General features: G+C 74.3%; 16 protein-coding genes. 6 read left to right on the forward strand and 10 right to left on the reverse strand.

Annotation, left to right across the window (positions count from 1 at the left end; all coding sequences use genetic code 11):
• Positions 1-79 precede the first annotated feature (79 nt).
• Together xylA and AB0F01_RS23795 are read left to right on the forward strand one after the other, a co-directional pair.
• Entirely contained in the window at positions 80-1,246 is a 1,167-nt protein-coding gene (xylA, locus tag AB0F01_RS23790; protein WP_362099215.1) for a xylose isomerase, read from the forward strand.
• 1,094 nt (positions 1,247-2,340) lie between these two features.
• Entirely contained in the window at positions 2,341-2,655 is a 315-nt protein-coding gene (locus AB0F01_RS23795) for a hypothetical protein (RefSeq protein WP_362099218.1), read from the forward strand.
• Positions 2,656-2,872: 217 nt separating this feature from the next.
• On the opposite strand, the gene AB0F01_RS23800 is transcribed toward AB0F01_RS23795, so the two are convergent.
• Positions 2,873-4,159: an SWF or SNF family helicase gene (locus AB0F01_RS23800; RefSeq protein ID WP_362099220.1), complete on the reverse strand. Its 1,287-nt coding sequence runs from the start codon at positions 4,157-4,159 to the stop codon at positions 2,873-2,875.
• Positions 4,156-7,161, reverse strand: coding sequence for a DEAD/DEAH box helicase (locus AB0F01_RS23805; protein WP_362099408.1), 3,006 nt, complete (start codon positions 7,159-7,161; stop codon positions 4,156-4,158). Before AB0F01_RS23805 ends, AB0F01_RS23800 begins: the two co-directional genes overlap by 4 nt.
• Positions 7,162-7,775: 614 nt before the next feature.
• Between AB0F01_RS23805 and AB0F01_RS23810 the strand changes: the two genes are divergently transcribed.
• Entirely contained in the window at positions 7,776-7,958 is a 183-nt protein-coding gene (locus AB0F01_RS23810; protein ID WP_362099223.1) for a hypothetical protein, read from the forward strand.
• 257 nt (positions 7,959-8,215) lie between these two features.
• Here the strand turns inward: AB0F01_RS23810 and AB0F01_RS23815 are convergent, their stop codons facing one another.
• From AB0F01_RS23815 to AB0F01_RS23830, 4 genes are all read right to left on the reverse strand, one after another.
• Positions 8,216-9,271 (reverse strand): hypothetical protein, encoded by a 1,056-nt coding sequence (locus tag AB0F01_RS23815; RefSeq protein ID WP_362099226.1) that lies wholly within the window; start codon positions 9,269-9,271, stop codon positions 8,216-8,218.
• A 137-nt stretch (positions 9,272-9,408) separates the two neighbouring features.
• Positions 9,409-9,711, reverse strand: a complete 303-nt coding sequence (locus tag AB0F01_RS23820) for a hypothetical protein (RefSeq protein ID WP_362099229.1) — start codon at positions 9,709-9,711, stop codon at positions 9,409-9,411.
• A 165-nt stretch (positions 9,712-9,876) separates the two neighbouring features.
• Positions 9,877-10,476 (reverse strand): class I SAM-dependent methyltransferase, encoded by a 600-nt coding sequence (locus AB0F01_RS23825; protein ID WP_362099231.1) that lies wholly within the window; start codon positions 10,474-10,476, stop codon positions 9,877-9,879.
• Positions 10,477-10,514: 38 nt separating this feature from the next.
• On the reverse strand, positions 10,515-10,943 hold the full coding sequence (locus tag AB0F01_RS23830; RefSeq protein ID WP_362099233.1) for a PPOX class F420-dependent oxidoreductase: 429 nt from the start codon (positions 10,941-10,943) through the stop codon (positions 10,515-10,517).
• 135 nt (positions 10,944-11,078) lie between these two features.
• Between AB0F01_RS23830 and AB0F01_RS23835 the strand changes: the two genes are divergently transcribed.
• Together AB0F01_RS23835 and AB0F01_RS23840 are read left to right on the forward strand one after the other, a co-directional pair.
• Positions 11,079-11,492 carry a roadblock/LC7 domain-containing protein gene (locus tag AB0F01_RS23835; protein ID WP_362099236.1) on the forward strand — a complete coding sequence of 138 codons (414 nt, stop codon included), beginning with the start codon at positions 11,079-11,081 and terminating at the stop codon, positions 11,490-11,492.
• 343 nt (positions 11,493-11,835) lie between these two features.
• Positions 11,836-13,062, forward strand: coding sequence for a DUF6397 family protein (locus tag AB0F01_RS23840; protein ID WP_362099411.1), 1,227 nt, complete (start codon positions 11,836-11,838; stop codon positions 13,060-13,062).
• Here AB0F01_RS23840 and AB0F01_RS23845 read toward each other — a convergent pair.
• Positions 12,955-13,821, reverse strand: coding sequence for an acyl-CoA thioesterase II (locus AB0F01_RS23845; RefSeq protein ID WP_362099239.1), 867 nt, complete (start codon positions 13,819-13,821; stop codon positions 12,955-12,957). The genes AB0F01_RS23840 and AB0F01_RS23845 overlap by 108 nt on opposite strands.
• A 19-nt stretch (positions 13,822-13,840) precedes the next feature.
• Positions 13,841-16,354 carry a DUF3516 domain-containing protein gene (locus tag AB0F01_RS23850; RefSeq protein WP_362099242.1) on the reverse strand — a complete coding sequence of 838 codons (2,514 nt, stop codon included), beginning with the start codon at positions 16,352-16,354 and terminating at the stop codon, positions 13,841-13,843.
• A 145-nt stretch (positions 16,355-16,499) separates the two neighbouring features.
• Between AB0F01_RS23850 and AB0F01_RS23855 the strand changes: the two genes are divergently transcribed.
• Positions 16,500-17,294, forward strand: coding sequence for a metal-dependent hydrolase (locus AB0F01_RS23855; RefSeq protein ID WP_362099245.1), 795 nt, complete (start codon positions 16,500-16,502; stop codon positions 17,292-17,294).
• 280 nt (positions 17,295-17,574) lie between these two features.
• Here AB0F01_RS23855 and AB0F01_RS23860 read toward each other — a convergent pair whose 3' ends face one another.
• On the reverse strand, positions 17,575-17,832 hold the full coding sequence (locus AB0F01_RS23860; RefSeq protein WP_362099248.1) for a type B 50S ribosomal protein L31: 258 nt from the start codon (positions 17,830-17,832) through the stop codon (positions 17,575-17,577).
• A 137-nt stretch (positions 17,833-17,969) separates the two neighbouring features.
• Positions 17,970-18,440, reverse strand: a complete 471-nt coding sequence (locus tag AB0F01_RS23865) for a DUF5709 domain-containing protein (protein WP_362099250.1) — start codon at positions 18,438-18,440, stop codon at positions 17,970-17,972.
• Positions 18,441-18,574 lie beyond the last annotated feature (134 nt).

Consider the following 18,574-nt stretch of genomic DNA (forward strand, 5'->3'; position numbering starts at 1 on the left):
GAATGCTCCCGCATACTAATTTGTAAACCGCCATGACGAAATAGTCTCGGCGTTGCCTCAGCGAGCAAGGAGCCGCGGTATGAACTACCAGCCCACCCCCGAGGACAGGTTCACCTTCGGCCTGTGGACCGTCGGCTGGCAGGGACGGGACCCCTTCGGTGACGCCACCCGGCGTGCCCTGGACCCCGCCGAGTCGGTACGGCGCCTGGCCGAACTGGGTGCCCACGGCGTCACCTTCCACGACGACGACCTGATCCCGTTCGGCGCGAGCGACAGCGAGCGGGAGGGACACGTCAAGCGCTTCCGGCAGGCGCTGGACGCCACCGGCATGAAGGTGCCGATGGCCACCACCAACCTCTTCACCCACCCGGTGTTCAAGGACGGCGCCTTCACCGCCAACGACCGGGACGTGCGCCGCTACGCGCTGCGCAAGACCATCCGCAACATCGACCTCGCGGTCGAACTCGGCGCGCAGGTCTACGTCGCCTGGGGCGGCCGCGAGGGCGCCGAGTCGGGCGCCGCCAAGGACGTGCGGGTCGCCCTGGACCGCATGAAGGAGGCCTTCGACCTGCTCGCCGAGTACGTCACCGAGCAGGGTTACGACCTCCGCTTCGCCCTGGAGCCCAAGCCCAACGAGCCGCGCGGCGACATCCTCCTGCCCACCGTCGGCCACGCCCTGGCGTTCATCGAGAAGCTGGAGCGCCCGGAACTGTTCGGCGTCAACCCGGAGGTCGGCCACGAGCAGATGGCCGGGCTGAACTTCCCGCACGGCATCGCGCAGGCGCTGTGGGCGGACAAGCTGTTCCACATCGACCTCAACGGCCAGTCCGGCATCAAGTACGACCAGGACCTCCGCTTCGGCGCCGGCGACCTGCGGGCCGCGTTCTGGCTGGTGGACCTGCTGGAGTCGGCCGGCTACAGCGGCCCGCGGCACTTCGACTTCAAGCCGCCGCGCACCGAGGACCTGGACGGCGTGTGGGCGTCCGCGGCCGGCTGCATGCGCAACTACCTGATCCTCAAGGAGCGAGCCGCCGCCTTCCGCGCCGACCCGGAGGTCCAGGAGGCGCTGCGCGCGTCCCGCCTGGACCAGCTGGCCGAGCCCACCGCCGCCGACGGGCTGCGGGCCCTGCTCGACGACCGGTCCGCCTTCGAGGACTTCGACCCCGAGGCGGCGGGCGCGCGCGGCATGGCCTTCGAGCGCCTGGACCAGCTGGCGATGGACCACCTGCTGGGCGCCCGGGGCTGAGTGAGCCACGGGGCGCCGCGCGGCTGCTGTGCGGCTGCTGTGCGGCGCCCCGCAGTGGTTTGCGTGCGCTGGGGCGCCCACGGTTCAGTGCGGTGGGCACCCGCCGTCGCGTTGGGGGGTCCGTGCACGGTCATGGGCGGTGGTGCGCGCGGTCGTGAGCTGTGGGGGCGCACGACCCCGGGCGGCGCTCGCCCGCCGTCACGTTGGGCGGTCCCCGTCTTCGGCCCCGGGCGTCGCCGGCCCGCCGTCGCGTTGGGCGATCCCCGCCCACGGCCCCGCGCGGCGTCCGCGCACCGGCCCGTGCGGCGCCTCACCCTCGGCCTCGTGCGGCGTCCCACCCACGGCCTCGTGCGGTGGGCGGCTCGGCCGGGCCGGGTGCGGGGAGGGCTGACTGCGGTCGGGGTGCGTCGGGTCCTGCCGGGGCAGGCGGTCCGGTCCGGTCCGGACCTGATTGGCCCGGCCGGCCTCGCCCGGTCCCGGGCGGGAACTCGTACCCGGCTGCGGAGTCGTGGACCGGCGCACCAGCAGAGCGATCGTCTCCGTCAGGTCCTTCCCGCCCCCGCCCACTGCCGGGCGGCGGCGCATCAACGCGCAGCAAGGACTGAGCAGTTCCGGGACCTGCACCCTTGCCGGACACACTGGGCCCTCGGCACGGGGCGCGCGTCCGCGCCGGGGCAGAGGCCGCGCGCGACCCCACCGGCGCCGCCCGCGCACGTGGTCCTGGCGCGGGCGGCCCGGCAGCCGGCCCACGCGGCCCGAATGCCCGTCAACTCCGTCCACGCCGTGCGAACCCCTCGCTCCCGGGCGTCGCGGAGGCGACGATGACAGGTATGGCCATGCCTCCCGTACCGCCCCAGCCGCCCTCCGGCCCGCCGGACGACACGCCCCCGCCGGGCGGCGGCTCCGGGCCACCTTCCCGGGGCGGACCGCCCTCCTACGGCGGACCCCCCTCCCACGGCGGCCCGCCTTCCGACGGCGGGGCCCCACCGCCCGGTCCGCCAGGCCCGCCCGGACCTCCCGGTCCGCCGGAGCAGCCTTACGGCGACGACTCCGGCGGCCCCGGGCGCGGGCCCGGCGGGGGGCGCAGGCTGATTTTGATCCTGCTCGCCGTCATGGTGGGCGTCGCCGCCGTGTCGCTGCTGGTGTTCATGGCCACGGACGGCGACGACGGTCCGGAGCGGGAGCCGGGTGAGAGCAGCACGGGAACCCGGGGCTCCCCGGACCCGTCGCTCGGCATCCCGTCCGAGCTGCCGAGCGGCCTGGAGAGCCGGCTGCCGTCCGGACTGCCCACCGAGCTGCCGTCGGAGCTGCCCACCGAGCTGCCGTCCGGTTTCCCGACGGACCTCCCGAGTGGTCTGCCCAGCAACCTCCCCAGCGGCTTGGAGTCGCTGTTGCCCGTCCCGGAGTAGTCCGTCCCGGAGTGACCCGTCCCGAAGTGGCCCATGCCGGAGTATCCCGCTCCGGTCCCGGTACGGCCCGGGCCGGTCCCACTCCGGTTCCGGCCCCGCTTCGGTCCGTGTCGGGCCCCGGCACCTGGCCCCCGACCCCGGAGCGGCCCTCCCCGTACTCCCCGGTTCCGGTCCCCGGCCCCGCCCGTTCCCTCCGGTGGGGCCGGAGGCCCGAGCCTCAGGTCCCGGCGTCCCGGCCGTCGGCCGCCCGCTCGGCCGTGGCCAGGGCCGTCGCCGGATCCCGGTCGGCGTCCCCCGCGGGGACCCAGCGGCCGTCCTCCTCCCGGTACGGCCACCAGCGCCCGGCCCGGTCCAGGCGCAGTTGGAGGGGCGACCCGACGACCGTCCACCGGTTCGCGCGGGCGCGCAGCGCGGGCCGTTCGGACTCCTCCCAGGCCGCGTCGAGGGCCTCCCGTGCGCGGACGGCCGTCCCTCCCTCGACGGTCCACTCCTCGTCCAGGACGGTCAGGCCCTCCGCCCCGCCCAGCCGCCAGGCCGCCACGGCCGCCGCCATCCCCGCCCGGCCGCGCCCCGATCCCTCGGCGAGGCGGGCCGCCACCGGGGCCGGAGGGTCCCCGGCCGCCAGGCGCACCGCGTCCTGGGCCGCCGTCGGCTCCGGAAGCGCCGGCCGGTGCGCGGGTCCGCCCCGGAGCGCCTCCGCGAGCAGCCGGTGGGCATCCGCCGCGGTCCGCGCCGCGAGGAACTCCAGGGCCTGTGGATCGACGCCGGCCGCTGGTGCGGTCTCCGTGTCCAGGGACGGCGGTGACCCCGGGGCGTCGGGGAGCGGCGGCGGGTCCGGGAGCGGCGGCAGGATGTGCCCGGTCGCGTACGCGTCGGCCGCGTCCACTCCCTTCGGCGCGCTGTCGGCCGGCCCGGCGGGAGCGGTGTTCCCCGCCCGCAGGGCCTCCAGCAGGGCCGGCTCGTCCCGCCCCCGGAGCAGCAACAGCACGAACGGATCCTCGTCCAGCAGCCGCGCCACCTGGTAGCACAGCGCCGCCGTGTGCCCGCAGTGGTCCCACGCCCCGCAGTCGCACTCCGCCTCCAGCTCGCCGAGTCCGGGCAGCAGGTCCACGCCCGCCAGCTCGGCGTCCTCCACCAGATGCGTCGGCATCTCCCGGTCGAGCAGCGCGGCCACGTGCCCGGAACGCGCCGCTGCCATCGTCACGAAGCGGTCCCACTGCTCGTCGGACAGCTCCCGCACCAGCACGTCCGCGCGGTGGGCGGTTCCGTCCCGCTCCCGGACCACGGCCGTGAGCCGACCCGGCCGTACCGACACCGCGCCGACCGCCCCTGACCGTGCGAGCCTGCGTCCCGCCTTCACCTGCCCCGCGTCCAGCGCCGTTCCCTCCAGGGCTGACACCCACGCCCGGCCCCACCACGACCGGGTGAAGGCCCGCCCGTGGGCGGGTGGCAACGCCGCGAACGTGCGCACCGGATCGGTGTCCGCACCGTCGTACCGGCTCATCGCAGCTCCTCCCGCAGTTCCACCAGATCCGTCAGCTCCGCGTCCGACAGCTCCGTCAGCGCGGCCTCACCCGAGCCCAGCACGGCGTCGGCCAGTTCCTGCTTGCGCCGCAGCAACGCGGCGATGCGGTCCTCGACCGTCCCCTCGGTGACGATCCGGTGCACCTGCACGGGCCGCGTCTGCCCGATGCGGTACGCGCGGTCGGTCGCCTGGGCCTCGACGGCGGGGTTCCACCAGCGGTCGTAGTGCACGACGTGTTCGGCCCGGGTGAGGTTCAGCCCCGTACCCGCGGCCTTCAACGACAGCAGGAACACGGGCACTTCGCCATCCTGGAAGCGCCGCACCATCGCGTCCCGCGCGGTGACCGGGGTGCCGCCGTGCAGGAGCAGCGTCGGCACCCCGCGCGCGGCCAGATGCCGCTCCAGGAGCCGGGCCATCCGCACGTACTGGGTGAAGACCAGGACGCCCGCCCCCTCGGCGAGGACGGTGGGGAGGAGTTCGTCGAGCAGGTCCAGCTTTCCGGACCGGCCCGTGAGCACCGGACGGTCCTCCTTCAGGAACTGCGCGGGATGGTTGCAGATCTGCTTCAGCCCGGTCAGCAGCTTCACGATCATGCCGCGCCGCTCCATGCCGTCCGCGCCGGAGATCTCCTCCAGGGCCTCGCGCACCACCGCCTCGTACAGGGCGGCCTGCTCCTCGGTGAGCGACACGGCGTGGTCGGTCTCCGTCTTGGGCGGCAGTTCCGGCGCGATGCCCGGGTCCGACTTCCGACGGCGCAGCAGGAAGGGCCGCACCAGCCGGGACAGCCGTTCCGCCGCGGCCGGGTCCCGCCCGCCCTCGACGGCGTCCGCGTACCGCCTGCGGAAGGCGGGGAGCGGGCCCAGCAGCCCGGGTGTCGTCCAGTCGAGGACGGCCCACAGCTCGGACAGGTTGTTCTCCACCGGCGTGCCGGTGAGGGCGACCCGGGCCCGTCCTCCGATGGTCCGCAGCCGGCGTGCCGTCGACGCGTGGGGGTTCTTGACGTGCTGGGCCTCGTCGGCCACGACCAGGCCCCAGTCGACTCCGGCCAGCCGTTCCGCGTCCAGGCGCATGGTGCCGTACGTGGTGAGGACGAACCCGTCGTCGGCGAGGTCGTCCAGGGCGCGCCGGGGGCCGTGGAAGCGGCGCACCGGGGTGCCCGGCGCGAACCGCTCGATCTCCCGCTGCCAGTTGCCCATCAGCGAGGCCGGAGAGACCACGAGAGTGGGGCCGGCGGCCCCGGGATCGGTCTGCCGGTGCAGGTGCAGGGCGATCAGGGTGACCGTCTTGCCCAGCCCCATGTCGTCGGCGAGGCAGCAGCCCAGTCCCAGTGAGGTGGTCCGCGCCAGCCATGACAGGCCGCGCCGCTGGTAGTCGCGCAGCGTGGCGGCGAGCGCGGCCGGCGGCTCCACGGGGTCCTGAGCGTCCGGGTCCGCGATCCGGTCCCGGAGTGTCGCGAGCCGGCCCGTGGGACGCACCTCGATCCGTCGGCCGTCCACCTCCAACGACCCGGTGAGGGCCGCGCCGAGCGCGTCGTGGGGAGCGACCGCACGGGGCTGGCTCGCGCGGGCGCGCTGCACGGAGCGGGGGTCGACCAGGATCCACCGGTCGCGCAGCCGGACGACGGGCCGGCGCGCCTCGGCGAGCCGGTCCAGCTCCTCGCGGGTGAGCCGCCGCTCGTCACCGGGTGCCGGCGACCAGTCGAAGGTGAGCAGCACGTCTGCCGACAGGAGCGACGGCCCCGCGCCGGTGCCGGCCGCCGGGGACCCGGCGGGGGGACCGATCTCCGCCCGCGCGGTCAGACCGCGGGTCACCTCCTTGGGCCAGTGCACCTCGACCCCCGCGCCGGCCAGCGCGCGGGCGCCGTCCCCGAGCAGGTCGGTGACGTCCTCGTCGGCCAGGTCGACCGCGTCCGGCACGGCGGCCGCCAGCAGCGGCGACAACGGTGGCCAGGCCCGGCAGGCGCGGCGCAGGGCGAGCAGCGTGTCGTGCGTGGTCCGGGGGCCGGCGGCGGGGCCGGACGACGCCCCGGTCCACACGTCGGCGGCGTCGGCGACGAGGGCCGGGTCGCTCACGCTGTGCACCTGGAGCACGGCCCGGACGGTGACGTCGTCGGGGGCGTCGTCCGGTTCGGTGTGGGGGGCGGCGTCGTGGAAGCCGGGATCTCCGCCCGGGGCGTCGCCGGGGCCGGGGCCGGGGGTGGCGGTGGTTCCCGCGAGGCCCGGCGACTCCGGTGCCGGGTGGCGGAGCTCGATCCGCAGCGACAGCCGGACCCCCGCGTCGTGCCCCGCGGCGACATCGGCGGCCCAGTCGCGCAGCTCGGGCAGGTGCTGGGGCTCCGGCACGGCGTAGGCGGGGCTGCCGGTGACCAGGCGTGCGGCGGGGGAGCGGGGCAGGGAGTCGGCGACCGCGTCGAGGAAGGCGCGCAGAAGGTGCCCCGGCTCGGGCAGGCGGGGAGGATCGGCGCCGTCCAGGGGTGCGGCGTGCGCCTCGGGCGGCATCGCGGCTGCCAGCCGGCGCAGCGCCTCGAGATCGTCCGCGCCCAGCGGGCCGATCCGCCAGGCATCCTCGTCGTCGGCGGTCAGCCCGGGCAGCAGCAGGCCGCGCGCCACCAGGTGCAGGGCGTGCAGGGCGGCGGAACCCCAGAAGAGCGTGGACCGGGAAGGGGACGGGGACGGGGGCCGGGCCCCGTGTCCGACCCGGCAGCCGTCCCCGTCCCCGCCGGTCCGCGCGCGGGTGAGGATCGGCAGCGCCGTGCGGACGGGCACCAGTACGGCGGGAAGACGGACCAGCCCGATGCCGGTGTCCCGGGGAACGGCGACCGTGATCTCCTCGACCGTCGCCCCGTACGCCGCCGGTGCGCCAAGGGGCCCCTCCCACCCGTCCGGCCCGTCAGGGGCGTCGGGGGCGTCGGAGCAACCGGGACAGCCCGGGCACCAGAAGGCGACCCGGCCGGTGCGGGCGGGGGTGCCGGGCAGGAACAGGGCGGAACGACAGGCGGGCGCGAAGGGACGGAAGGACGACGAGGGGAGGGGTGCGGCGTCTGCGGTGATGGTGAGTCCTCAAACTTGACTAGTGAAGGTCGGGCCGCCGAGGATACACCCCGTTCAGGGGGTCCGTGCGGGGCCGGCGGGCGAGGGGTGCGGGGTGCGGGGTGCGGGAAGTGGGCGTACGGGGGCGTCGCCCGGACGGAGCCGGGTCGCCGGGGCGAGGCGGGGTGGGCTCGGAGTCGCTGGGGCGGTACGGGCCGGTCTTCGGGGCGCCCGGTGGGCACGGGTCGCCGGGGCGGTACCGCCGCGGCGGTACAGGGTCGCGCTCAACGGCGCGGTCCCGACCACTGGCCTCCTGCCCGCTGGGGGAGGACGCTGGGCGCTGTCAGCACGTTTCCGTCTGCCGCGACGCCGTGCACGCACCTGGCGCGCACGGTCTGCGCTTCGGGACGGGCACGGCCTGCCCTTCGGGCGGACGACGGGAAGGAGACGACAGGCCCTAAGGGGCGCACGTCAGGGTCGTTTCAGGGTCGCGGTCAGGAACCGTGGGTGGCGCGGGCCCGTTTTCACGACAGAGAGCGGCAGTGGCCGCGAAGGAGGCGACACTCATGTCGAACAACGCCAAGATTGCCGCGGGGGGCGTGGCAGCCGGGCTCATCCTGCTCATCTGGCTGCCCTGGTGGGCCGCGCTGCTGATCATCCTGGGGGTCCCGGCCGCCGCATACCTCACCCTGGACCCCGCGCAGCGGCGCAGGCTGCGCCGTGTCTCCCGCAAGGAGCTGGGCCGCTGAGCCGCTGACACCGCGGCCGTCGCACCGAACCGACGGGCGGTGCCGGGCCGGACATCCCCGCGCACCGGACCGAGGGAGGGGCGCCGTCGGGCCGAGTCGCCGAGCTGCCCCCGGTCGGACGTGACCGTGCGGGAACCGTACCGGGCAGGGGCCTGCTGCTTTGCCCGGTACCGGTTCCCGCCCGGCCGCCGGCCGTGAGGCGGCGGACAGGGCGGCCGACGGGTCGGAGCGGCCGGCGGGTCAGAGCGGCCGTCGGGTCAGAGCGGGCGCACAGCCATCGCGTCGAGGGCCTGGAGGAGGCCGGGGAGTTCCGGACCCCGGCCCACCGGCAGTACCTCGCCGGGTTCGTCGTCCAGCAGGACGAAGGCGATGTCGTCGGTCCTCGCCACCATGGACCAGCCAGGGCCGTCGGCGCGCAGGGTGCGCGCCTCGCCGGAGGCGAACGACGACCGCACGCGGCCGAGCGGCGGCGGTGAGTCGACGTACGCGCGGGCCTCCGCCAGCACGCGGCGGATACCGCTGTGCTTCGGCTGCCCGTCCCCGGCGTCCGCGATGCGCGAGTGGCCCGAAGCGGGTGGACCCTCCGGGGCGCCCGTGTCCCGCGCCTCGCCGGAGCTGCGGGCCGTGTCCGTGTCCGTTCCCGAACCGGTGTCCCGCCGTTCCGTCGCGCCGTCCGCACCGGAGGCACCGGCCCCGCCTCCGTCGGAACCACCCGGGTCAGGCTCACCTGTGCCGGTGCCTGTGCCTGGGCTCGCGCTCGTCTCCGTGCCGCTGCCGTCGCCACCGGCGGTGGCTGCGGAGGACGGGGTGACGAACGCGGAGTCGTCGATCTGGTCCCGCCAGGTCGCCCATTGGAGGGCGATCTCGTCGGCGCCCAGGCGGCGCTGTGCCGGTCCCCAGACGCTCGTGTCCGGCGGCGTCAACGCCGGCCCGGCGATCTCCGGGTCGGGGTCGTGCGGCGCCGGCACGTCCGGCGCGGCCACGGCGACCGCGAGAGGCCAGCCGGGCAGCGCGGCGACGACCGTGCGCTCGTCCGGCGAGAGATCGTGCTCCATGCCGCAGTCCCAGGAGGCGATCGCCACGGCGACCAGTGAGACGTCGTCCACGACGACGGTCCACCGGGCGCCCTCGCCGTCCTGACCGAGCACCAGCCCGTACCCGTCGGCGACCGGCGCGAGACCGAGCGCCGCGCACGCTTCCGGATAGTCGTCGCCCAGCACGCTCGGGAACTTCGCCGGCGTCAGCAGCACGGCCGTCAGCACATAGAGCGCGTCCTCCGTGGCGGCGACGGCTTCCTCGTCCGTCCCGGCCATCCCAGCCTCCCCGTCGGTTCGTCCCTCGGCGCGCACACTAGACCGACTCAGCGGACCTTGTCACGGCCCGGCGGGAGCCCTCCAAGCTGCAGCTTTCCGGCCGGACGGGGACGAATCGGCCCTTCGGGCCGGGCAGGTCAGGCTGCCGGCAGCCCCAGCAACGCCCGCGCGACGGCCCCCGGCGGTTCGCCGCGTTCCCGGGCGAGCGCCACGACGGCCCGACAGGCCAGCTCGTTCACCCCGAAGGACAGCGCCTCGGGCGACACCCAGCCGGACGCCTCCTCGATCCCGTCCTGGTCGTCCTCAACGCGGGCTGTCACGTAGGCCGCGGCCGCCTCGAAGAGGTTGTGCGGACGTTCCCGCGGTGCCGCCTCGGTCCTCTCCCCGGAGCGTCCGCCGCCGACGAGTCTGCCGAACCCGTCACGGATCCTGTCCCACATACGGTCCACCTTCCCCAGTACGGGTTCTGCCGCCGACCGTTCGTGCCCTGTCAGTCACTCGACTCCTGTCACTCAACGTACGGTCGGACGGACCGGCGGCAGAAGAGGCCGTACGGCCGGGGCGCCCACGGTGGCCGGAAGCCGCCGCCACCCCCGGGACTGCCGTCAGCGCGCACGCGACGCCAGCGCCAGGAACCGGGCGTCCTCGTCCGCGTACGAGGTCATCCGCCAGCCCGAACCGGCCAGCAGGGGACGGAGGTTGGGCTCGGCGCGCAGATCGTCCCCGGTCAGCCGGCGGCCCTGGCGCGCGGCGAGCGCGGCCCGACCGACGGGATGGAAGAGCGCGAGCGTCCCGCCGGGCCGCACCACCCGGGCCAGCTCCCGCAACGCCTGCGCGGGATGTGGCAGATGGGCGATCAGGCCGGCGGCGAACACGGCGTCCAGCGCACCCGCGCGCAGCGGCAGCGCCGCCGCGTCGGTGAGCAGCAACGCCCCGTCCCGGTCACGGCCCGCCCGTGCGGCCTGGTGCAGCATGGCAGGGGTCAGATCGGCGCCGATCACCGTTCCGGAGGCACCCACGGCCGCGCGCAGCGGCGGCAGGGCACGCCCGGTGCCGCACCCGGCGTCCAGCACCCGGTCTCCCCGGCGCAGCCCGAGTGCGGCGACGGCCGCAGCGTAGGCGGGGCCGTCGTCGGGGAACCGGCGGTCCCAGTCCGCGGCCCGGGCGGCGAAGAACTCCTGCACGTGGCTGTGGTGATCGCTCATGGCCGCATGATCCCGTATCCGGTCCGTCGCACCCGGGCTCAGTCCGCGACGCCCTTCTCCGCCACCACCTTGTCGATGGCGACCCGGACGAGGAGTTCGCCGGGCACACCGTTGCGGCGGCCGAACTCCTCGGCACGCTCCTCACCCATGTACCGCGCGCCGATCCGGGCGGCCCAGTGCCGCAGTTCGGCCGGATCCTCCGACAGCCGGGCCCGGCCCTGCAGCACGACGTAGTGGAACGGAGGGCGGTCGTCGTCCACGCAGAGGGCGACCCTGCCGTCACGGGCGAGATTGCGCCCCTTGACGGTGCCGCTGCCGGTGTTGAACACCACCTCGTCACCGTCGATCAGGAACCAGACGGGTGCCACATGGGGGCTCCCGTCGCCGCGAACGGTGCACAGCTTGCCGGTGCGGGTCCCGTACGAGACGAATTCCCGCCACTCCTCGTCGGTCATCTTCTGTCCCATGATGCCCATTCTTCTTGCCCGGCGTCCGATCGTGGGGAAGGCTGGCCCGGGGGGAAGCCCGCCGGGGGGAAGCGGCAGGGGACGTTCCACGTCGAGTGCGGCGGAGTGCAGCGAGCACAGGGGGAGAGGCACGACATGGCGCAGAACCAGGGTCTCGAATGGCTGCTGGACGATCTCACCCAGCGCGTCGAGCACATACGGCACGCACTGGTGCTGTCCAACGACGGGCTGGTGACGGGGACGAGCACCGGGCTGCGCCGGGAGGACGCGGAGTACCTCGCCGCCGTCTCCTCCGGACTGCACAGTCTCGCCAAGGGCTCGGGCCGGCACTTCGGCGCGGGTGAGGTGCGCCAGACGCTCGTCGAATTCGACGACGCGGTCCTCTTCGTCACCGCCGCCGGCGACGGCAGTTGCCTCTGCGTCCTGAGCGGCGCCGAAGCCGACCTGGGCCGCGTCGGCTACGAGATGACCCTGCTCGTCAGCCGGGTGGGCGAACACCTCGGGGTCGACCCCCGGCATCCCGGCGCCGATCCCGGCACCCAGCTCTGACCTGGGCGTTCCCGTACGGCAGATGACGGCTTGGCAGTTATCCACAGGGTCGCCACGGAGAGTCACCGAGCGGATACCGTCTTCCTGACGGGCGCACTCGGCGCCCGCCGCACGCCTCACGGGGGAGACGGCCATGACCGCACGCACCGCACACACCGCACCCGCCGAGCACACCGCACGCCTCGCGCACGCCACCATCACGTACCCGGGCACGCCCGCCGGCGCGCCGCCCGCGACGAGCCTCGGTAACGGGGGCGCGTGCGCCGGCCCACCACCCGCGACGTCCCGGGACCCCCACGGCGGACGCGCCGCACACCACCATGGAGGGCTCGGCCACGAGGGGATGGCACCCGGGCTCGACCTGTCGACGGGCGGCGACTGCGACCGCGACCGCGATCGAGACGGAAACCGCGGTCGAGACGGAATCCCGAATCGAGACCGAGACGGAAACCGCGACCGGGACCGAGACGGAGACCGCGACCGGGACGGAGACCGAAAGCGCGTCCGCATCGGGTACAGCGACTGCACCGGGTACGGCGACCGCATCGGTTGCGGCGACCGGGGAGGAGGGCGCCACGCAGGGGAGCGCAGGGCAGGGCCGCGTCCGGCGGGACGGCCGCGTCCCGACCGCTCCGGGCCGCACCTGCCCCGGTCCCGCCGCGACCGTTCCGGGCCGCACCTGCCCCGGTCCCTCCCCGACGGGCCGCCCCGGCCCCGGCCCGGCCCTGACGGGCCCCGTGTCCTGCAGGACAGGCTGTCCATCGTGGACACCGCGGAAGGCGCCGCGCTGATGGGCGTGCCCAAGGAGAGGTTCACCCGGCTCGCCCGGCTCGGGATGCTGGTGCCGGTGGCCTTCCGCCTGACCCGCCACCGCACCGTGGTCTGGCTCTACTCAGCCGACGAGGTACGGCAGTTCGCCGACGATCCACGCAACGCCCATCTGCTCACCGGCCGGACCGCCGGAGCACCGCGGGGCCGTCTCGACGCCGGCCTCGACCCGAGGCCCCGCAACTGGCGCCAACGGCATCTGGGCCTCCTGCTCCGCCGGGCGGGCGACGACCCGTGGGCGAGGGCCGGAGCCGTGGCGGCGCTGCTCTCCCCGCTCCACCTCTCCAGGGCCGTCCCTGACCCCCACGAGCGATGGCGGGTGATCCTCTCCCGGCCCGGACCACCGGTCCACGGAGCCCCGGGCTCTCCGGCCGCTGTCCTGGCACGGGAGGTGGTGACGGCGCAGGATCCGGACGAGATCGCCTGGCTGCGGGCCGAACTGGCCCGGCTGGTGGCCGAGGCGCGCGCCCACCGGCCGGCGCCCCGCCCCGCGGCTCCCGGACGGAACCGGCCGCGCGCTGCCGGCGGACCCCGGCCGGAGGGCCGCTCCCCTGCGCCGCCTGCCGCGGCACCGGAGGCGCGCGCCGGTCACCCGAGGCCGGACCGGGCCGGGGGCCGTCGCCCCGCGGTCGGCCTACACCGCGCGGAACAGGCCCTCCTGCACCACCGAGACCAGCAGTCGTCCCCGCCGGTCGTAGATCCGGCCGCGGGCCAGCCCGCGTCCGCCCGTGGCCACCGGTGACTCCTGGTCGTACAGGAACCACTCGTCCGCGCGGAACGGACGGTGGAACCACATGGCGTGGTCCAGCGACGCCATGTCGAAGCCGCGCGGCCCCCACAGCGGCTCGACCGGGATGCGCACGGCGTCCAGCAGGGTCATGTCGCTCGCGTAGGTCAGGGCACAGGTGTGCACCAGCGGGTCGTCGCCGAGCGGGCCGACCGCCCGCATCCACACGGCGCTGCGCGGCTCCGCGTCCCTGACCTCGTCCGGGTCCCAGCGCAGCCGGTCCACGTAACGGATGTCGAAGGGCTGACGGCGGGCCATGCGCTCCCACTGCTCCGGCAGTTCGCCCAGATGCGCACGCAGCTCGTCCGCCAGCGTCGGCAGCGACTCGGGCTCCGGAAGCTCCCGGGCGGGCGGCACCTGATGCTCGAAGGCGGCCGGCTCCGGCCGGTGGAAGGAGGCGGTCAGATTGAAGATCGTGCGGCCCTGCTGCACCGCGGTGACCCGGCGGGTGGTGAACGACCGGCCGTCCCGCACCCGTTCCACCTGGTACACGATCGGCACCCCCGGACGGCCCGGGCGCAGGAAGTACGCGTGCAGCGAGTGCACGGGGCGGTCGCCGTCCGTGGTGCGGCCCGCGGCGACCAGCGCCTGGCCCGCCACCTGGCCGCCGAAGACCCGTTGGAGCGACTCCTGCGGACTGCGGCCCCGGAAGATGTTGACCTCGATCTGCTCGAGGTCGAGCAGGACGACGAGGCTGTCGGCCGGACTCGTCATGAGTGGTGTGCCTCCGCGTTCACAGCTGGCCGACGGCGGTGACCCGCACGACCGCGCGGCCCTCCGCGTCGGAGGCGGACAGGTCGACCTCGGCGCTGATGCCCCAGTCGTGGTCGCCGTTGGGATCGTCGAAGATCTGCCGGACCCGCCACAGCGCGTGCTCCGGCTCCTCCTCGATCAGCAGCAGCTTGGGGCCGCGCGCGTCGGGCCCGGTGCCGAGCTCCTCGTACTCGTCCCAGTACGCGTCCATGGCCTCGCCCCAGGCGTCGGCGTCCCAGCCGGACTCGGCGTCCAGCTCGCCCAGTTCGTCCACCCGGTCGAGCGCCGCCAGCTCCACCCGGCGGAACATCGCGTTGCGCACCAGCACCCGGAAGGCCCGCGCGTTGGCCGTGACAGGCTTGACCTGGTCGGCCTTCTCCTGCGCCTCCTCGGCGGTCATCGTCTCCGGGTTGGCCAGCTGCTCCCACTCGTCCAGCAGACTGGAGTCCACCTGGCGCACCATCTCGCCCAGCCAGGCGATCAGGTCCTGCAGGTCCTCCGACTTGAGGTCGTCCGGCACGGTGTGGTCCAGCGCCTTGTAGGCACTGGCGAGGTAGCGCAGCACGATGCCCTCGGTGCGGGCCAGCTCGTAGTGCGCCACCAACTCGGTGAAGGACAGGGCCCGTTCGTACATGTCCCGCACCACTGACTTCGGCGACAGCGGATGGTCGCCGACCCAGGGGTGGCTCTTGCGGTAGGTGTTGTACGCGTGGAAGAGCAGCTCCTCCAGCGGCTTCGGGTACGTGATGTCCTGGAGGCGCTCCATGCGCTCCTCGTACTCGACGCCGTCCGCCTTCATCGCGGCGACGGCCTCACCGCGTGCCTTGTTCTGCTGGGCGGCGAGGATCTGGCGCGGGTCGTCCAGCGTGGACTCCACCACCGACACCATGTCCAGGGCGTACGACGGCGACTCCGGGTCCAGCAGTTCGAACGCGGCCAGGGCGAACGTGGACAGCGGCTGGTTCAGCGCGAAGTCCTGCTGCAGGTCCACGGTGAGGCGCACGATCCGGCCCTCGGCGTCCGGGGTGTCCAGCTTCTCGACGATGCCGCCGTCCAGCAGCGAGCGGTAGATGGCGATGGCCCGCCGGATGTGCCGGAGCTGCTGTTTGCGCGGCTCGTGGTTGTCCTCCAGCAGCCGGCGCATCGCCTCGAAGGCGTTGCCGGGGCGGGCGATCACCGACAGCAACATGGTGTGCGTCACCCGGAACCGGGAGGTCAGCGGCTCCGGCTCGGAGGCGATCAGCTTCTCGAACGTCTGCTCCGTCCACCCCACGAATCCCTCGGGCGCCTTCTTGCGCACCACCTTGCGGCGCTTCTTCGGGTCGTCGCCCGCCTTGGCCAGCGCCTTCTCGTTCTCCACGACATGCTCCGGCGCCTGGGCGACGACGAAGCCCTCCGTGTCGAAGCCGGCGCGTCCGGCCCGCCCCGCGATCTGGTGGAACTCCCGGGCCCGCAGGGTGCGCACCCGGCTTCCGTCGTACTTCGTCAGCGCGGTGAACAGCACCGTGCGGATCGGCACGTTGACCCCCACGCCGAGCGTGTCGGTACCGCAGATCACCTTCAGCAGACCGGCCTGCGCGAGCTTCTCCACCAGCCGCCGGTACTTGGGCAGCATGCCGGCGTGGTGCACCCCGATGCCGTGCCGGACGTACCGCGAGAGGTTGCGGCCGAAGCGGGTGGTGAAACGGAAGTTGCCGATCAGCTCGGCGATCCGGTCCTTCTCCTCCCGCGTGCACATGTTGATGCTCATCAGTGCCTGCGCCCGCTCCACGGCCTGCGCCTGGGTGAAGTGGACGATGTACACCGGTGCCTGCCGGGCCGCCAGCAGGTCGGTGAGCGTCTCGGTGAGGGGCGTGTAGCGGTACTCGTACGACAGCGGGACCGGTCGGGTCGCCGACCGGACCACCGCGGTCGGGCGGCCGGTGCGACGGGCGAGGTCCTTCTCGAAGAAGGAGACGTCACCGAGCGTCGCCGACATCAGCACGAACTGCGCCTGCGGCAGCTCCAGCAGCGGGATCTGCCAGGCCCAGCCGCGGTCCGGCTCCGCGTAGAAGTGGAACTCGTCCATGACGACCTGGCCCACGTCCGCCCGGCGGCCGTCCCGCAGCGCGATGGACGCCAGCACCTCGGCGGTGCAGCAGATGACCGGGGCGTCCGCGTTCACGGACGCGTCACCGGTCAGCATGCCCACGTTCTCCGTGCCGAAGATCTTGCACAGTTCGAAGAACTTCTCCGACACCAGCGCTTTGATCGGCGCCGTGTAGAAGGTCACCTCGTCGCGCGCCAGAGCGGCGAAGTGGGCGGCTGCCGCGATCATGCTCTTGCCGGAACCGGTGGGCGTCGAGACGATCACGTTCGCCCCGGAGACCACCTCGATCAGCGCCTCCTCCTGGTGCGGATAGAGCGTGAGACCGCGTTCGACGGCCCACGACTCGAAGGCTTCGTACAGGGCATCGGGGTCGGCGGTCGTCGGCAGCTGATCGATGAGGGTCACGCACCCATCTTGCCTGCCCGGTCACCCGATGCGGGAATCGGATGCGGGACCGAAGATCGCGAAGGCTACGCTGTTCCGCCGAGGGGACGTCGACGCACCGGGTCAACGGGGCGGCACAGCACAAGAAATGGGGCGGGCCACGGCGATGATGGGACCAGCACACTCACTGTCGGGCGCCGCCGCCTGGCTCGGCGTCGGCGCGGCCACCGCCGCCGCCGGGAAGCCCATGCCCTGGCCGGTGCTGCTGGCCGGTGCGCTGATCTGCGCGGGAGCCGCACTCGCCCCCGACCTCGACCACAAGGCGGCCACCATCTCGCGGTCGTTCGGACCGCTGTCGCGATGGCTCTGCGAGATCGTCGACAAACTCTCCTTCGCGGTCTACAAAGCGACGAAGAAACAGGGCGACCCCCGTCGAACCGGTGGCCACCGGACCCTCACCCACACCTGGCTGTGGGCCGTCCTGATCGGCACCGGCACCTCGGCCCTGGCGATCTACGGCGGGCGCTGGGCGGTGCTGGCGATCCTGTTCGTGCACATGGTGCTGGCCATCGAGGGCCTGCTGTGGCGGGCCACCCGCGGCTCCAGCAGCGACGTCCTGGTGTGGCTGCTGGCCGGGACCAGCGCGTGGATCATCGCGGGCATCCTGGACCAGCCGGGCAACGGCTCCGACTGGCTGTTCACGGCACCCGGCCAGGAGTACCTGTGGCTCGGCCTGCCGATCGTGCTCGGCGCGCTCGTGCACGACATCGGCGACGCGCTCACCGTCTCGGGCTGCCCGATCCTGTGGCCCATACCCGTGGGCCGCAAGCGGTGGTACCCGATCGGTCCGCCCAAGGCACTCAGGTTCCGGGCCGGCAGCTGGGTGGAGCTGAAGGTGCTGATGCCCGCGTTCATGCTGCTCGGCGGTGTGGGCGGCGCGGCGGCACTCAACTTCATCTGACGCCCCGGCCGGCCCCGACGCCATCCGGCGCTCCCCGGCCGCCCCGGGCCCCGCGCGCCTGAAGGCCACGGACTCGTCACGGGCCGCGGCCGGCGCCCCGCGGCCCACCGGAACGGCCTGCGGCCCACCGGAACGGCCCGGGGCCGTACCGGCCCCACGCGGAACCGGGCCGTACCCGCGCCATGCGGAACCGGGTGGACCGGGCTCATGTGGAACGGGGTCGGCCGGGCTCACGCGGAACGGGGCCGTACCGGGCTCACGCGGAAGGTCGGGGCGCCGCTCAGCCGGTGCCTTGGCCGCCGCCGTAGCGGCGCTCGAAGGCGGCGACGCGCCCTTCCGTGTCCACCGTCCTGGCCTTGCCGGTGTAGAAGGGGTGGCTCTCCGAGGAGATCTCCACGTCCACCACCGGATAGGTCTGACCGTCGTCCCAGTCGATGGTCTGCTCGCTGGTCGCGGTCGACCGGGTCAGGAAGGCGTACCCGGCGGCCCGGTCGCGGAAGACGACGGGGTGGTAGTCGGGGTGCTTGTCCTGCTGCATGGATGCTCCTCGGGCGTCGCGGACGGGCGCTCGGCCGGTCCGGGCGGTACGGGTACGAAGCGAGCGGTCGACGTGCGGCCGACAGGTGGTGACCGTCGGAGGGACGGAACCGGGGGATGGCCGGAACCGGGGGAGGATCAGCCGGGCAGGGTGTCCTCGTCCACGATGTGCATGGCGGCCTCCTCGGCGGAAGCGGCCGCGCCGTCGATGCCGACGTCCATGGCGACCAGAGCCTCCTCCTCGTCCTCGTGGGCCCCTTCGTCGGGGGCCACCAGCCGGCCGGAGCGGACCGCGCCGACCTCGTCGTCCAGGAGTTCCCCGTCGCCGTCCTCCCAGTCACCGAGACCGTCACCGCCGGGAGCGGTCGGTTCCGGCAGTTCCTCGGCGAGCCGTTGGTCGAGGGTCTCGCCCCGGCGGCGTTCCCCCGCCGTCACGCCGCTCTGCTCCACGGCCCAGGGCCGCTCGGGCGGTGACCAGCCACGGTCCAGGGGGTCGTCGACACCGTCGTCCATCAAGGTGTCCTCGGCGTCGAGGAGTCCGGCGTCGTCCTGAATGTCGGACGCGTCCGGCTGGTAGACGTCGTCTCCCCATCCTTCGGCGCTTTTCACGGGTACCTCCAGGGGTGGGGACGGGCCGCCCGCGTTCCCGCCGCGGCCCGCGCCGGACCGCCCTCGTACGGGACACCGGTGCCACCCTTCCCGGATCCGCCGGGATCCCGGGTGCGTGCTCCCCGAGCCGGTGC

It is taken from the genome of Streptomyces sp. NPDC029526 (assembly GCF_040637405.1).
In the GTDB taxonomy this organism is placed as follows: domain Bacteria; phylum Actinomycetota; class Actinomycetes; order Streptomycetales; family Streptomycetaceae; genus Streptomyces.

Coding starts and splice junctions, on each gene's coding strand:
- xylA (WP_362099215.1), top strand. CDS start 80: ATGAACTACCAGCCCACCCCCGAGGACAGGTTCACCTTCGGCCTGTGG.
- AB0F01_RS23800 (WP_362099220.1), bottom strand. CDS start 4,159: ATGAGCCGGTACGACGGTGCGGACACCGATCCGGTGCGCACGTTCGCG.
- AB0F01_RS23810 (WP_362099223.1), top strand. CDS start 7,776: ATGTCGAACAACGCCAAGATTGCCGCGGGGGGCGTGGCAGCCGGGCTC.
- AB0F01_RS23815 (WP_362099226.1), bottom strand. CDS start 9,271: ATGGCCGGGACGGACGAGGAAGCCGTCGCCGCCACGGAGGACGCGCTC.
- AB0F01_RS23820 (WP_362099229.1), bottom strand. CDS start 9,711: ATGTGGGACAGGATCCGTGACGGGTTCGGCAGACTCGTCGGCGGCGGA.
- AB0F01_RS23825 (WP_362099231.1), bottom strand. CDS start 10,476: ATGAGCGATCACCACAGCCACGTGCAGGAGTTCTTCGCCGCCCGGGCC.
- AB0F01_RS23830 (WP_362099233.1), bottom strand. CDS start 10,943: ATGGGACAGAAGATGACCGACGAGGAGTGGCGGGAATTCGTCTCGTAC.
- AB0F01_RS23835 (WP_362099236.1), top strand. CDS start 11,079: ATGGCGCAGAACCAGGGTCTCGAATGGCTGCTGGACGATCTCACCCAG.
- AB0F01_RS23840 (WP_362099411.1), top strand. CDS start 11,836: ATGGCACCCGGGCTCGACCTGTCGACGGGCGGCGACTGCGACCGCGAC.
- AB0F01_RS23845 (WP_362099239.1), bottom strand. CDS start 13,821: ATGACGAGTCCGGCCGACAGCCTCGTCGTCCTGCTCGACCTCGAGCAG.
- AB0F01_RS23855 (WP_362099245.1), top strand. CDS start 16,500: ATGATGGGACCAGCACACTCACTGTCGGGCGCCGCCGCCTGGCTCGGC.
- AB0F01_RS23860 (WP_362099248.1), bottom strand. CDS start 17,832: ATGCAGCAGGACAAGCACCCCGACTACCACCCCGTCGTCTTCCGCGAC.